This window comes from Herbaspirillum sp. RV1423, assembly GCF_000577615.1.
GTDB lineage: Bacteria > Pseudomonadota > Gammaproteobacteria > Burkholderiales > Burkholderiaceae_D > Herbaspirillum.
The window spans coordinates 99,510-113,864 of sequence record NZ_CBXX010000004.1; the positions used below are offsets into that span (position 1 = coordinate 99,510).

At 60.4% G+C, this 14,355-nt stretch carries 12 protein-coding genes; 4 read left to right on the forward strand and 8 right to left on the reverse strand.

Going from position 1 to position 14,355, the window contains the following annotated elements:
- Window positions 1-27: 27 nt before the first annotated feature.
- A complete protein-coding gene (locus tag RV1423_RS05250; RefSeq protein WP_081768703.1) occupies window positions 28-1,173 on the forward strand; it encodes a diguanylate cyclase in 1,146 nt (381 codons plus the stop codon).
- Between the two features lie 197 nt (window positions 1,174-1,370).
- On the opposite strand, the gene RV1423_RS30575 is transcribed toward RV1423_RS05250, so the two are convergent.
- Entirely contained in the window at window positions 1,371-1,730 is a 360-nt protein-coding gene (locus RV1423_RS30575) for a hypothetical protein (protein ID WP_231502063.1), read from the reverse strand.
- A 657-nt stretch (window positions 1,731-2,387) separates the two neighbouring features.
- Here RV1423_RS30575 and mgtA point away from each other — a divergent pair.
- Complete coding sequence (gene mgtA, locus RV1423_RS05260) at window positions 2,388-5,150, forward strand: magnesium-translocating P-type ATPase (protein ID WP_034293986.1); 2,763 nt, start codon at window positions 2,388-2,390, stop codon at window positions 5,148-5,150.
- Between the two features lie 89 nt (window positions 5,151-5,239).
- Here the strand turns inward: mgtA and RV1423_RS05265 are convergent, their stop codons facing one another.
- From RV1423_RS05265 to RV1423_RS05285, 5 genes are all read right to left on the reverse strand, one after another.
- Entirely contained in the window at window positions 5,240-5,893 is a 654-nt protein-coding gene (locus tag RV1423_RS05265) for a DUF1345 domain-containing protein (protein ID WP_034293988.1), read from the reverse strand.
- Window positions 5,894-5,971: 78 nt separating this feature from the next.
- Window positions 5,972-6,451 carry a hypothetical protein gene (locus RV1423_RS05270; RefSeq protein ID WP_034293990.1) on the reverse strand — a complete coding sequence of 160 codons (480 nt, stop codon included), beginning with the start codon at window positions 6,449-6,451 and terminating at the stop codon, window positions 5,972-5,974.
- On the reverse strand, window positions 6,451-6,669 hold the full coding sequence (locus tag RV1423_RS05275; protein WP_034293992.1) for a hypothetical protein: 219 nt from the start codon (window positions 6,667-6,669) through the stop codon (window positions 6,451-6,453). The genes RV1423_RS05270 and RV1423_RS05275 overlap by 1 nt, the downstream gene beginning before the upstream one ends.
- Window positions 6,670-6,760: 91 nt before the next feature.
- Entirely contained in the window at window positions 6,761-8,122 is a 1,362-nt protein-coding gene (locus RV1423_RS05280) for a sensor histidine kinase (protein WP_034293994.1), read from the reverse strand.
- Between the two features lie 52 nt (window positions 8,123-8,174).
- On the reverse strand, window positions 8,175-8,843 hold the full coding sequence (locus RV1423_RS05285) for a response regulator transcription factor (protein WP_034293998.1): 669 nt from the start codon (window positions 8,841-8,843) through the stop codon (window positions 8,175-8,177).
- A 349-nt stretch (window positions 8,844-9,192) separates the two neighbouring features.
- On the opposite strand from RV1423_RS05285, the gene RV1423_RS05290 reads away from it, so the two are divergent.
- Together RV1423_RS05290 and RV1423_RS05295 are read left to right on the forward strand one after the other, a co-directional pair.
- Window positions 9,193-11,367 carry a TonB-dependent siderophore receptor gene (locus RV1423_RS05290; protein ID WP_034294001.1) on the forward strand — a complete coding sequence of 725 codons (2,175 nt, stop codon included), beginning with the start codon at window positions 9,193-9,195 and terminating at the stop codon, window positions 11,365-11,367.
- A gap of 29 nt (window positions 11,368-11,396) precedes the next feature.
- A complete protein-coding gene (locus RV1423_RS05295) occupies window positions 11,397-12,083 on the forward strand; it encodes a Fe2+-dependent dioxygenase (RefSeq protein WP_034294002.1) in 687 nt (228 codons plus the stop codon).
- A gap of 9 nt (window positions 12,084-12,092) precedes the next feature.
- Here RV1423_RS05295 and mdtD read toward each other — a convergent pair whose 3' ends face one another.
- Both mdtD and RV1423_RS05305 read right to left on the reverse strand, forming a co-directional pair.
- The gene (gene mdtD / locus RV1423_RS05300; protein ID WP_034294004.1) at window positions 12,093-13,460 is read right to left on the reverse strand and encodes a multidrug transporter subunit MdtD; all 1,368 of its coding nucleotides are present in this window, start codon (window positions 13,458-13,460) and stop codon (window positions 12,093-12,095) included.
- A gap of 40 nt (window positions 13,461-13,500) precedes the next feature.
- Window positions 13,501-14,355 carry an ABC transporter permease gene (locus tag RV1423_RS05305; protein WP_034294006.1) on the reverse strand — a complete coding sequence of 285 codons (855 nt, stop codon included), beginning with the start codon at window positions 14,353-14,355 and terminating at the stop codon, window positions 13,501-13,503.

A 14,355-nucleotide genomic window follows, 5' to 3' on the forward strand; every position in this document is an offset into this window, starting at 1 on the left:
CGTCGCCACCGGAAAACACCGCTGACCATGCCAGCTCGCAACGTTCCTCCCCGCAGTAACGGCTCGCATGCGAGAACTGCCTCCTTTTTTTCTTTCAGGCGCGCGCAACGCGCGTTCGGGGATTCGCCCTCGCCGGAAGAACTGATCGGCAAGGGCATACGCTTCGTCAAGCGCATCTACAAACTGCGCATGATCGGCTTGTCGATCGGCTTTTTTTGCGTGGCGGCCGCATTCCTGCAAAAACCCGTGGGATGGCCGTTATGGGCGCTGCTGGTTTTCCACGGCTACCTCTGGCCGCATGCCGCCTACCATCTCGCCCTGAACAACAAAATCCCGTATCGCGCCGAACGTCGCAACCTGGTCGCGGATACCGCCTTCGGCGGTTTCTGGGTCGTCGCCATGCAAGGCAATCTGGTGCCCAGCGCGGTGATCCTGGCCATGCTCTCGATGGACAACATCGCCGCCGGCGGCACCAGGCTGTTCCTGCGCGGCCTGGTCGGCAGCGTGGCCGGCGCCTTGCTGGGATTGCTGCTGCTCGATTTCCGTTTCGCACCGCAATCGGACCTGTACACTGTGGTCGCCTGCCTGCCGATGCTGGCGCTCTATCCGCTGGCGCTGGGTAAATCGACTTACGACATGTCGAAAAAGCTGGCGGAACGTTCGCGCGAATTCGAGACCGTCAGCCAGCGCGACGGCCTCACCGGCCTGCTCAATCGCCGCTACTGGGAAACGCTGCTGATCGAGGAATTCAACATCTGCCATGAAAAGAAGCAGAGTTCCTGCCTGTTGCTGCTCGATCTGGATCATTTCAAAAGCATCAACGACACGCACGGCCATCTGATCGGCGACGAAGTGTTGAAGAACTTCTCCCGACTGCTGAGGGACAACCTGCGCATCGACGATTTGATCGGCCGCTACGGCGGCGAGGAGTTCGTCGTCATCCTGCGCGACATCAGCCTGAAGGAAGCGGAGTCGCTGGCCGCACGCCTGATCGAACAGGTGCGCCTGCATCGGTCGGCGGAGAATACCTTGTGGGGCTGCACCATCAGCGCCGGCCTGGTGTCTTTCCACGGGGACATGGAGGCGCACTACTCATGGCTGCAACGTGCAGACCATGCGATGTACCAGGCCAAGAATCGCGGACGCGACTGTCTGGTGGTGGAAGGCGAATGACGAACACTTCCGTGTCGCTGCCGTTCATGCAGACAGTTCGCACAAACAAAAAGGCCGATGCGCCATCTCAGGAATGACGCACCGGCCCCGGGGAAATCAAGGTGGAACGCCCGACGAGTTACCGGAGCCGCTCCATGCGGACTCCCTCCGGCGTTCCAGCCACCGCCGCTTTCGCAGCGAACGAGCAAGAAAGCTCGTTAAATTAGCACTGGCAGTACCTCCAGCACTAAAAGCGCTATCAATGCTCCACCCACAGCACCGATCGCACGCAATACCGTCCTCACAAATTTCGATGCCACCGGCACTTCGCCGAACAGCACCAACCCGGCAAACGCCATCGGTAAAAAGAACATGAGATTATTCGTGACGATATTCGGCATGATGTTGTCTCCTCTATTTTCTTTATGGTTTGAGTATAGGATGCCTGCCGTATAAAACAAGGAGAGTTTCAGCCCGGCATGCCTTGCAACGTACGACCGGCGCAGCTTGCCGCACGATGAGGCGTCACCGGAAGGGTTGCCGGAACGTATTGCACTCGTCTCCGCGGGCTGGCTCATGAAGTGCGTTCGCCTCGGACAGGACTCATTTGACGAAATGTGCTCCAAGGCCTTGACCGCGTTCGACGCCCGGGGTTAGAATCCGCCCGTTCTTATTTTTATGGAGTCCCTTTCATGGGCACTTGTTCGAGTGACAGTTGTTGCCGGGAAATTTCCCGGACCGCCTCGGCAAGATAACGCAGGACTCCCCTGCCGTCATCTTGCAGGAGCAGATGATGGCATCAGGCCTACGCCGCTTCAGGCGTGTGCTTTTTCCACCATACAACACAGACTAACCCGCGCAGCTCTTCTCGCGCAACGACAATGCATTGCCGTTCGCAAACCGGAGCTACGCACACGATAACCGGCGCTGCGCCTTGTTGCGCACGCCAGTTTCCGGCACGCCGTTGCCAGCGGATCGCACCGCCGGCAATGTTCCCATGCCGTCAGCAGAACAGATGTCGACGAAAGGGACTTCGCAACCTTGCCTGCGGAGTCCCTATGCCTTATTCAGAAAACTAACTCATACCGCGTATCTGTCATCAATATGTCAGGAGGAGTCGTTACAGTTTGACGCTTTCCTCATTTTTCCCTTTCGATGACTGCACAAACCGGCTTCCTGCGCCGTATCCGACGCGAAGCCGGCCCCGAACTGCTGCAAAGAAAAAGAGCTTCATTATGAATCTGGATCTGTTGAAAGAAACCTTCGCCGGCTTCATCCGCGCACGCGGCATGGATCGCCACTTCCGCCGCCTTGGCATGGACATGTTCCGCAGCTCGCCGCTGACCAAGGAAGTCCCACAAACCATCGCCCAAAGCCTGGTCGCCTCGTCGCAGACCGATCTCGACGCGTTGCTGCGCCAACTGCATACCCGCACCGACGGCCTGACCGAACAGGAAGCCGACGCCGTCCGCGCCGAAGTCGGCCCCAATGAAGTCGAACACGAAAAGCCGCTGAGCTGGTGGGTCCACCTGTGGCATTGCTACAAGAACCCGTTCAACCTGCTGCTGACCGTGCTGGCTGCGGTGTCGTACTACACTGAAGATATGAAGGCCACCATCGTGATCGGCTCGATGGTGATCCTGTCGACGCTGATGCGTTTCATCCAGGAATCGCGCTCCAACAACGCCGCCGACAAGCTCAAGGAAATGGTCAGCAACACCGCCACCGTGATCCGCCATGACGTCGTGCAGGACATCGCCGAAGAAGCTCAGCGCTACTTCGACGTCACGCTGCATCCGAAAGGCGCCAAGCGCATCGAACTGCCGATCAAGAAGCTGGTGCCGGGCGACATCGTGCAATTGTCCGCCGGCGACATGATCCCGGCCGACCTGCGCCTGCTGTCCGCCAAGGACCTGTTCGTCAGCCAGGCCGCCATGACCGGCGAATCGCTGCCGGTGGAAAAATTCGCCGAGCATCGCGGCGCCGACGCCAGCAACCCGCTGGAGTTGGACAACCTGTGCTTCATGGGCACCAACGTGGTCAGCGGTTCAGCCACCGCCGTCGTCCTGACCACCGGCAAGCGCACTTACTTCGGCACCCTGGCCGAACGCGTCACTTCGACCGACCGCGAGCCCACCGCCTTCCAATCCGGCGTCAACAAGGTCAGTTGGTTGCTGATCCGTTTCATGCTGGTAATGACGCCGATCGTCTTCTTCATCAACGGCTACACCAAGGGCGACTGGGTCGAGGCCTTCCTGTTCGGTCTGTCGATTGCGGTCGGCCTGACGCCGGAAATGCTGCCGATGATCGTCACCTCGACGCTGGCCAAGGGCGCGGTCGCCTTGTCGCGCAAGAAAGTCATCGTCAAGCGCCTCGACGCGATCCAGAACTTCGGCGCCATGGACGTGCTGTGCACCGACAAGACCGGCACCCTGACGCAGGACAAGATTTTCCTCGAACGCCATACCGGCATCCTCGGGGAACCCAACGACGAAGTGCTGCAATACGCGTACCTCAACAGTTTCTACCAGACCGGCCTGAAGAATCTGCTCGACGTGGCCGTGCTGGAACACGCCGAACTGCAGCGCGAAATGGCGATCGCCTCAGCCTACCGCAAAGTCGATGAAATCCCGTTCGACTTCCAACGCCGCCGCATGTCGGTGGTAGTCAGCGAACGTGAAGACCACCATGAACTGATCTGCAAAGGCGCGGTGGAAGAAATCGTCTCGATCTGCACCCACGCGCGCAACAACGGCGAGATCGTGCCGTTCACGCCGGAACTGCTGGCCGAAATCCGCGAAACCACAGCCAGCCTCAATGCTGAAGGCCTGCGGGTGGTAGCGGTCGCCGCCAAGGATCTGCCGCCAACCAAGGAAACGTACAGCGTCGCCGACGAATCGGACCTGGTGCTGATCGGCTACATCGCCTTCCTCGATCCGCCGAAAGAATCGACGGAACCTGCGTTGACAGCGCTACGCGAACACGGCGTGACGGTCAAGATCCTGACCGGCGACAACGAACTGGTGACCGCCAAGATCTGCCGCGAGGTCGGTCTCGAAGTCGACGGCATGCTGCTCGGTTCGCAAGTGGAAAAAATGACCGATGCCGAGTTGTCGATTGCGGTGGAAAAAACCACCGTCTTCGCCAAGCTCAGCCCGACGCACAAGGAACGCATCGTGCGCGTGCTGCACGACAAGGGTCACGTGGTCGGTTTCATGGGCGACGGCATCAACGATGCGCCTGCCTTGCGCGCGGCCGACATCGGCATTTCGGTCGATACGGCAGTCGATATCGCTAAGGAAGCCGCTGACCTGATCCTGCTCGAAAAGAGCCTGATGGTGCTCGAAGAAGGCGTGCTGGAAGGCCGCAAGACCTTCTCCAACATGCTCAAATACATCAAGATGACTGCCAGCTCCAACTTCGGCAACGTCTTCTCGGTGCTGGTGGCGAGCGCCTTCCTGCCCTTCCTGCCGATGCTGCCTTTGCATCTGCTGGTACAGAACCTGCTGTACGACGTGTCGCAAATTTCCATCCCGTTCGACAACGTCGACAAGGAATTCCTGGAAAAGCCGCAGCGCTGGAATCCGGGTGAAATCGGCCGCTTCATGGTGTTCTTCGGTCCGGTCAGCTCGATCTTCGACATCAGCACGTTTGCGCTGATGTGGTATGTGTTCGGCGCCAATTCGCCCGATCATCAAACCCTGTTCCAGTCCGGCTGGTTCATCGAAGGCCTGCTGTCGCAGACGCTGATCGTACACATGATCCGCACCAGGCGCATTCCGTTCATCCAGAGCCGTGCCTCGTGGCCGCTGATGGGCATGACGCTGATCATCATGTGCATCGGCATCATCCTGCCAATGTCGCCGCTGGCCAGCTACTTCAAGCTGCAAGCGCTGCCGCTGAGCTACTTCCCGTGGCTGTTGGCGATCCTGATCGCGTACGGCGCGCTGATCCAGTTGATGAAGAAGTGGTACACCCGGCGCTACGGCTGGCAATGATGCAGAAGTAACGACGTAGCAGTTCCGACAAAAAAACGGGATGTGTGCAAACACATCCCGTTTTGTTTTAGTATCCGGAAAATCGAAAATCAGCCTGCCAGCCCCGCTGCGATATTGATCGACAAACCGAGAATCGCCGCATTGAACAGGAAGCCGATCACCGAATGCGCCAGCACGGTCTTGCGCAACGCCCGCGTTCCGACGCACACGTCGGAGGTCTGCACCGCCACGCTGATGGTGAAAGAGAAATACAGGAAATCCCAATAGTCCGGATTCTTCTCGCCGTCTGCAAAACGCAGCGGCTGCTCGGCATCGTCGTCTTCGCTGTAGAACAGCCGCGCATAATGCAAGGTGAAGATGGTGCCGATCAGGAACCAAGAGCCCAGCACCGTGCCCCCGGTAAACGCGTAATGCCACAATCTGTCGCTATCACCCAGATGCGATGCGCCGACAAGTTCGATGGCGATCGCCGCCAGGCTGGCGATTGCCGCCACGCACACCGTGACAAGCACGAGTTGCGCGCTTTCGTCCTCAGTCTCTGCCAGCCGTTTGACGTCGATGGCCTTGGCGCGGACCATCATGATCCAGATCGACGACAGGTAACACGCGACGCCGGCATTCCAGCCCACCAACAGGCGCGTCACAGTCGCACCGCTCGGCCAGAGCCAATATGCCACAACGCCGATGACAGCGGCGATCAGCAAACGTGGATGGACCTGGACGATATGACGGGCAACGGACATGGCGGATAGGAGCCCCAAGGCTCAGCGTGGTTGAATTGCCGCCACCTTATCATGACTGCCGGCCGCCAGACCCTCCTGTCACTTTTTGGAAACGATCCCGCGCGCGATTTCCTGCGCTTCCTCGAACGACGTGAAGCCGGTGATCGCAAAGCGGTTGCCGGAGAGCGGCGCCGATACCACCGGCGCCGTCAGGACTTCGCCGTCGATCATGACCGCCATGCGCTGCCGCAGCAATACCCGTGAGGCCAACCCCATGCGGGCGGTGCCGGCCGGCGTCGTCTGGATGACGATCAGAACCTGGCCGCCGAGGTCTTTTTTGGCATCAGCCAGCGCAACGTCGGCATTGTCGAGCAAGACTTCCGGAGCGATATAGACCGTCGTGCCGGGATCGTCGCGCAAATTGGCTTTTTGCCAATCCGGGCTTTCGGTCAAGCTGGCGGCATGCACTTCAAAACGCGTGGTCGATTGCGAATGGCCGGTCGCGCAGGCAACCAGGCCGACGCCCAGCACGAGCGCGGCGATGCCTGCTTTCAAATGGGGCAACATGGCGGCGCGCATCAGAACTCGTTCTCCTTCAGGGCGCGTTCGGCGCGTTGCCTGGCGTTTTCCAGCGCTTCCTGCATGGAGCCGAACAGACCGGCCGGAATATAGGTCTCGGCGACTTCGGGTTCGCGCGTCAGGCGCACGAAGACTTGCGCTTCGAAAACGTCTTCGTCTTTTTTCACCGCGTCGAAACGGGCGATATGGGTTCCGCTTTGTAGGACTTGCTCTGTCATACGACCTCCATCGGTATCAGCACTGATATTGGACCAAGGCATGCCGAACAGGTTCGGTGCAATTTAGGCAGTCGATACCGGCTGCGCGCGATCAGCCTTGGCGCGGAAAACGCACCGTGAATATCGTACCGCAGTTGGCGTTGCCGGAAGTCAGCGTGATTTCGCCGCCGTGGTCTTTGGCGATGTCGCGCACAATGGCGAGGCCGAGGCCGCTGCCGGCGATCTTGTCGTCGACGCGATAGAAGCGGTCGAAAATCAGTTCGCGATGTTCGGGGGCGATGCCCGGTCCGGAATCTTCCACCATCAGCAACGTGGCGTCCTCCTGCTCGCGGCAGCTCACCGTGACCGTGCTTTGCGGCGGCGAATAGCGCACCGCATTGTCGACCAGGTTGTCGATCAGGTCGCGCAGCATGAAACGGTCGCCCTTCATGCGCGCCGGCTGCAGATCGAAACCGAGGTCGATCTGTTTCTTGTCGGCCTGCTCGATGAAGTGCTGCACCGATTCTTCCACCAGCTTGTCGAGCGACAGGTCTTCCAGGTGGGTCGGCTTGAAACGGCTGGGTTCGGCGCGCGCCAATGCCAGCAACTGATTGCTCTGCCGCACCATGCGCTCAACCGACGACGTCATCAGTTCGGTGGAATGCGCGGTCTCCGGTTCCGCGGCATGGCGCTGGTGCAGCCATTCGAGCTGCAGACGCAAGCCGGTCAGCGGCGTGCGGATCTGATGCGCCACGTTCGCCAGGAAGTTCTGCTGCGCCGTTGCGCCCTTGCGGATGTTTTCGAGCAGGCTGTTGATGGCGCTGACGACCGGCGTCAGTTCTTCCGTGGTTTCCTTGAATTCGATCGGCGTCAGATTGTCGTGATTGCGCTGGTCGAGATTTTGCCGCAGTTCACGCAAGGGACTGAGGCCCTTGTTGACCGCGATCAGCACGATTGCAACGGAAAAGAAAGTCAGCGCGCCATCCATCAGCAACAGCGAGATCAGGATCACGTAGTGGGTCTGGTTGCGCTTGCGGAAGGTCTCGGCCACACCGATATAAATCGGCGTACGCTCGATGCTGACGTACAGGGCGGCGATACGGACCTGCTCGCCGTTCATCACGCCGTCGTATGTGACCGGCTCATTGGCGTCGGTGATGTGATTGACCAATGGGAAGTTGCGATCGCCGGCCAACGTCTCGCCGGCGGAGTCGCGCACCACAAAATACATGGTGTCGAAATGGTCCGAGCGCAGCATCTGCTCGGCCTGCTTGGTCAACTCCAGCGAGGTCTTGCCGCGCACGCGCTTGATCTGCGAGGTCAGCGCCCAGGCGGCATCGGTCAGACTCTGGTCGAAGGCGTCCTGGGCTGGCAGCCACGCCAGCCAATAGGTCAGGCCGGCGCCGATCAGGTTGACCGCGAGCAACGGCGCAATCAGCCATTTGAGCAGGTTGAATTTGATGCTGGAACGCATAAGCTGGTCAATGCGGGAACGAAAAAACCATCGCGGCCTTTTCGTTCATTGCTCAGGCTTCGCTTTTTTCCAGCATGTAGCCGAAGCCGCGGATGGTGCGGATCGCCACGCCCGAGCCCGTCGTCTTGGTACGAATGCGCGAGACATAGACTTCCACCGCATTGAGCGTGACGTCTTCGCCCCACGGCAGCACGGCGTCAATGATCTGCTGCTTCGAGACCACGCGCGAGGCTTGCTGCATCAGGTATTCCAGCACGGTCCATTCGCGCACGGAAAAGTCGACCTTCTTGCCGTCGATCGTGGCGCGTTTGGAAGAAGTATCGAGCGACAGGCCGCCGATGGTCAGTTGCGTCGGCTGCGGACTGCTGCGTCGGATCAGCGCCTTGATGCGCGCCACCAGTTCGGGCGTGGCGAAAGGCTTGATCAGGTAATCATCGGCACCCAGTTCCAGGCCGTGAACGCGATCGGGAATCGTGTCGCGCGCAGTCAGCAGCAGCACCGGCATGTTGCTGCCGCGGGCGCGCAGGCGGCGCACCACTTCAAAGCCGTCCAGGCCCGGCAAGCCGATGTCGAGCACCAGCACCGTGGCGGTGTAGCGCTGCAACAGAGCGTCCGCATCGGTGCCGTTGTTAACCGTATTGACGCTCAATCCATGCGACTTGAGCATGCGCGACAAGCCGTCGGCCAGCACCAGATCGTCTTCCACCAGCAGAACGTTCATATATCAGGACCAGAGTAAGAATGCGGGTTCTTCCGGGAAACCCGCACATAGCGAATACGGATAGCAGAGGTTCCCGGCATAAAGATTCTATTGTAGCGCCGGCAATACCGGCAAAAAACCGCTTTCCCGGACGCCATCGTTTTATTTTCACTACTGTCAGCGTTTCGTCAGTAAATAGTCAGCATATCGACAGCCGCACACTTTAGTCTAGCGGGCAATATATAGAAATGAGAATCGCAATCATCAACATCCAGATTGCATTCCAATCCTGCGCTTACAGCCAGCCAAACGGTGTCATCCGTCGTAGCCAGCCACCCACTTTTGTGACCAACCTGACGAAAACGACCACATGAACCGTCTCACGCCGATCGCCGCCGCACTTGTCGCCCTGTTTGCCGCCCCCGTTTCCCTGCATGCGCAACAAACCTCCGCTCCCGCCGCCCCATCCTCCTCGCTCAAGGAAGTCGTGGTCGAAGGCCAGCGCGATGATTTCACTCCCGGCGCCACGGCGCTGACCAAACTGCCCGCCGACCTGCATGATGTGCCGCAATCGGTGGTGGTGGTGAACAAGGCGCTGATGCAGTCGCAAGGCGCCGCGTCGCTGGCCGACGCGCTGCGCAACGTTTCCGGCATCACGCTGGGCGGTGCCGAAGGCGGCCAGATCGGCAACAACATCAACCTCAACGGCTTCTCGGCGCGCACCGACATCTACCTGGACGGTTTCCGCGACCGCGGCCAGTATTACCGCGATACCTTCGCCATGGATGAGATCGAAGTCCTGATGGGACCGTCGTCCATGCTGTTCGGCCGCGGTTCGACCGGCGGCGTGATCAATCAGGTGACCAAGAAGGCCAACCTCAGGCAATCGACCGAATTGTCGGGTTCTGTGACCACCAACGGCCTGGTGCGCACCACCGCCGATTACAACCATCCTTTGTCCGATACCTCCGCACTGCGCGTCTCGGCCATGGCGCAAAGCGGTCCTGCGACCACCCGTAACCAGACCGACGTGCAGGACTTCGGCCTGGCCGGTTCTTACGTGACCGGCATCGGCACCTCGACGGAAATCACCCTGTCGGCCCTGATCCAGCATAACCACGACATGCCCGATTACGGCCTGCCGCCGCTCAACGGCCATCCGGTCAAGGTCGACCGCGATACCTCCTACGGCCTCAACAGCGATCACACCGACCAGGACGTGGTATCGCTGAACGCCGGCATCAAGCACAAGATCACGCCGGACATGAGCTTGCGCAACCAGACGCAATTCAACTACGTGCGCACCAGCGCCGTCGAAACGGCGCCGCAAGGCATCGGCACGGTGGCGGGCGGCGTTTATACGGCGCTGACCGGCGCGGCCAGCAACCTGCCGCTGTCGAGCCTGTACGTGCGCGCGCAAAGCCATGACCGCGACATCCGCGACTATTCCATTTTCAACCAGACCGAGTTGTCGACCAAGCTCAATGGCCTGGGCATCAAACACGATCTGCTGCTGGGTTTCGAAGTGGGTCATGACGGCTACGACAACCAGGCCTATTCCCGCACCGGCACATGCAACGGCACGGCGCTTGCCGCCGGATTCGTCGATTGCGTCCCGGCGGTCAATCCGTCCTTCAATGCCGCCGATGCCGGCCTGCCTGAAGTCGCGGGCAATCATGCGGGCGGCTCCGCCAACACGCTGGCCGTGTACGGCAACGACACCATGGAACTGAGCCAGCAATTCAAACTGGTCACCGGTTTGCGCTACGACCGCTATATCGCCAACATCAGCAACACCGTCAGTTCCCCTGCTTCCGCCAGTCAAACGGTGAACTTCCTCAGCGTGCGCGCCGGCGGCATCTGGCAACCGACGGCGGCGCAGGCGTACTACCTGTCTTACGGCACCTCGTTCAATCCCTCGCTGGAACAGTTGACCGGCACCAACGGTACAACCGCCCTGGATCCGGAAAAGAACAAATCGTATGAGCTCGGCGGCAAATGGGATGTGGCCCAGAATCTCTCGACCAATGCGGCGATCTTCCAGATCACCAAGGACAATGCGCGCAGCCAGGTGTCGACCGGCGTGTACGAACTGCAAGGCACGGTGCGCGTGAAAGGCGCGCGCGCCGGCGCCACCGGACGCATCAACAAACAATGGCAAGTCGCCGCTGGCTACACCTATCTGGATGCGCAGGTGATCGACGCCTCGGCGATCGACGGCACGCTGGGCAAGATTCCGGCCAATACGCCGAAGCACACGCTGACCACTTGGACCACCTACGATGTCATGCCGCACTGGCAAATCGGCGGCGGCGCGACCTATATGTCGCAGCGCTACGCCAATCCGGCCAACACCGTGCAGGTCGGCGGCTACACGCGCTGGGATGCCACCCTCGCCTATACGCAGAAACAGTACGATATCCGCCTGAACCTGTTCAACCTGACCAACAAAATGTATTACGATGCGCTGATCCAGTCCGACGGCGGACGCTCGGTACCGGGCACCGGCCGCACTGCCATGCTGTCGGTCAACTATCGCATGTAACCTGAAATATAAGTCGAAGAAATCCGCCCATGCTGATCGCCATCCCCAAGCTGCTCGACGCGCAACAACTCGACACCGTGCGTCAATTGCTGGAACAGGCAGGCCCTGCGTGGGTGGACGGACGCGTGACGGCGGGCTACCAGGGCGCCGCCGTCAAGTTCAACCAGCAGATCGACGAGCGCTCGGACGCGGCGCTGCAATGCCAGCGCATCATCCTGTCGGCGCTGGAGCGCAATCCGCGCTTCATCAGCGCGGCGTTGCCGAACATGGTGTATCCGCCGATGTTCAACCGCTACGGCGAAGGTATGGCCTTCGGCGCCCATGTCGACGGCAGCGTGCGCATCGATCCGCATACCGGACGCAAGCTGCGCACCGATATTTCAGCGACCTTGTTCCTGTCCGATCCATCTGATTACGATGGCGGCGAACTGCAGATCCATGATACTTACGGGATGCATTCGGCCCGACTGGAAGCCGGCGACGTGCTGGTCTATCCCGCCACCAGCCTGCACCAGGTCACACCCGTCACGCGCGGCGTGCGCACGGCATGTTTTTTCTGGGTACAAAGCCTGGTGCGCGACGACGGCCAGCGCAGCATGCTGTTCGACATGGACAACGCGATCCAGACGCTCAACCAGACCAATGCCGACGAGGTGGCGCGGCGCACGCTGGTCGGCTGCTATCACAACCTGCTGCGTCAGTGGAGCGACACCTGAACGCTCTGTTCAATTGAAGTAGCGGGAATCCATCCGGCGAAACACCAGCGCCGACAGCAATGTCACCATGCCGACGCACACGAAGGTCAGCGTAAAACTCCATTCGCGCGCCCAGGCCACGCCGTCGAGTCCGTTCAGCATCGAACCGGCAATCGTCACGCCCAGGCCCAGCGCCAGCATCTGCACCATCGAGAACAGGCTGTTGCCGCTGCCGGCATCCTTGCTGCTAAGCCCCTTGAGCGTCACACTGTTCATCGCGGCAAACTGCATGGAATTGCAGACGCCGAACAGGGCCAGTTGCGCAATGCCGAGCGAAATCGGCCACGACGGCGAAATCAGGGCAAACGAAACGATAGCGACGCCGACCAGGACGGTATTGACCGCCAAGAAATTTTCATAGCCGTAGCGGCGCACCAGCGGCGCGATCCACGGCTTGGCGATGGTGCCGGCGACGGCTGCCGGCAACAGCACGAGGCCGGCGTGCAAGGGCGAGAAACCGAGCTTGACCTGCAACAGCAGCGGCAACAGGAAAGGCACCGCCGAAGAACCGATGCGACACACCAGATTGCCGATCAGCCCGATGCTGAAGTTGGGTTCATTGAACAAACCCAGGCGGAACAAGGCCTGTTCGTTTCCGCGCGCATGCACGACGTACAACCACACTGTCAGCGCCGACAATGCAAACAGGCCGCCGCTCCACCACTCGCGATAATTGTCCACCGGCACATCCAGCGCCAGCGAAAACGCCACCATGCAAGTCGACAGCAGGCCGCAGCCGAGTATGTCGAAACGCGGCGGAGATGCAATTTCTTCCGGCGGCAAAAACCGCTGTACGGCAAACATGCCGATCACGCCGACCGGCACGTTGATCAGGAAAATCCAGTGCCAGCCGATGGTCTGCGACAGCCAGCCGCCCAACACCGGCCCGAACACCGGGCCCAACTGTCCGGCAATCGAGATGAACGCCAGCGCCGAAATGTATTGCGCTCCCGGCACGCTGCGCAGCACCGCCAGCCGGCCGATGGGCAGCAGCATGGAGCCGCCCACGCCTTGCATCACGCGCGCCAGCAGCAATTGCGACAGCGTGTGCGCATTGGCGCACAGCAGCGAACCGAGCACAAAAACCAGAATCGCCAGGAAATAGACGCGGCGCGTGCCAAAGCGGTCGGCCAGCCAGCCGGAGGCCGGCGTCAGCGAAGCCATGGTCAGCGTATAGGACACCACCACCGGATGCATCGCCAGCACCGGCTCGCCCAGGCTGGCGGCCATCGACGGCAATGCGGTATTGACAATGGTGGTGTCCAGCGTCTGCATGAAAAAGCCCGATGCGACAATCCACAACAGGGCTTTTTGAGAACGGGAAGATGTGAGGGACATAAAAAAGGATTCTATCGTCCCTGCTTTCGCGGAAGCAAGATCAGAATGCCGCCGGACGCCATTTCAGCAGGCGCCTCTCCAGCGAAGTCAGCAGATAATCCGCCGCCAGCGCCACCACCGCCAGCACGATCATTGCCGCAAACACGCCGCTGGCGTTGAATGCGCCCTGCGCCGTGGAGATCAGCAAGCCGATGCCCTGCTTGGAGCCGAGGAACTCGCCCACCACCGCGCCGACCAGCGCGAAACCGAAGCTCACGTGCAAGCTCGCCAGAATCCAGCTCAGCGCCGACGGGATCACCACGGCAGTGGTCACCTGACGGCGCGACGCGCCGAGGATCTGTGCATTGGCGATCATGTAGCGGTCGGCTTCGCGCACGCCCTGGAAGGCATTGCCGAACACGACGAAGAACACCATCACCACCGCCAGCGCCACCTTGGACGCCATGCCCAGGCCCAGCGCAATGACGAAGATGGAGCCCAGCACCACGCGCGGAATCGAATTGGCGATCTGGATGTACAGGCTGAACACGTCCGACAATAGCTTGTTGCGGCCGAGGGCGATGCCGGCAATGATGCCCGCCACGGAACCGATCAGGAATCCCAGCACGGTTTCTTCCAGCGTGACCATCACCTGCACCCACAGCGGACCTTGCGAGGTGCCTTCCATGATCCAGTCATAGATCTGGATCACGATCAGCGACGGTTGCGAGAAAAAGAAGGGATCGATCCATTGCATCGTCGCGGACAGTTCCCAGCCGCCGAGGATGATCACCAGGATGGCGATGCGCAGCGAGATCACCAGCCAGTGGCGTTGCCTGATCTTGCGATGCGCTTCGCGTTCGACTTCGGCGATCGCTTCCGGGCTCATCGCCCGGCTTGTGTTTACTTGGGTCAT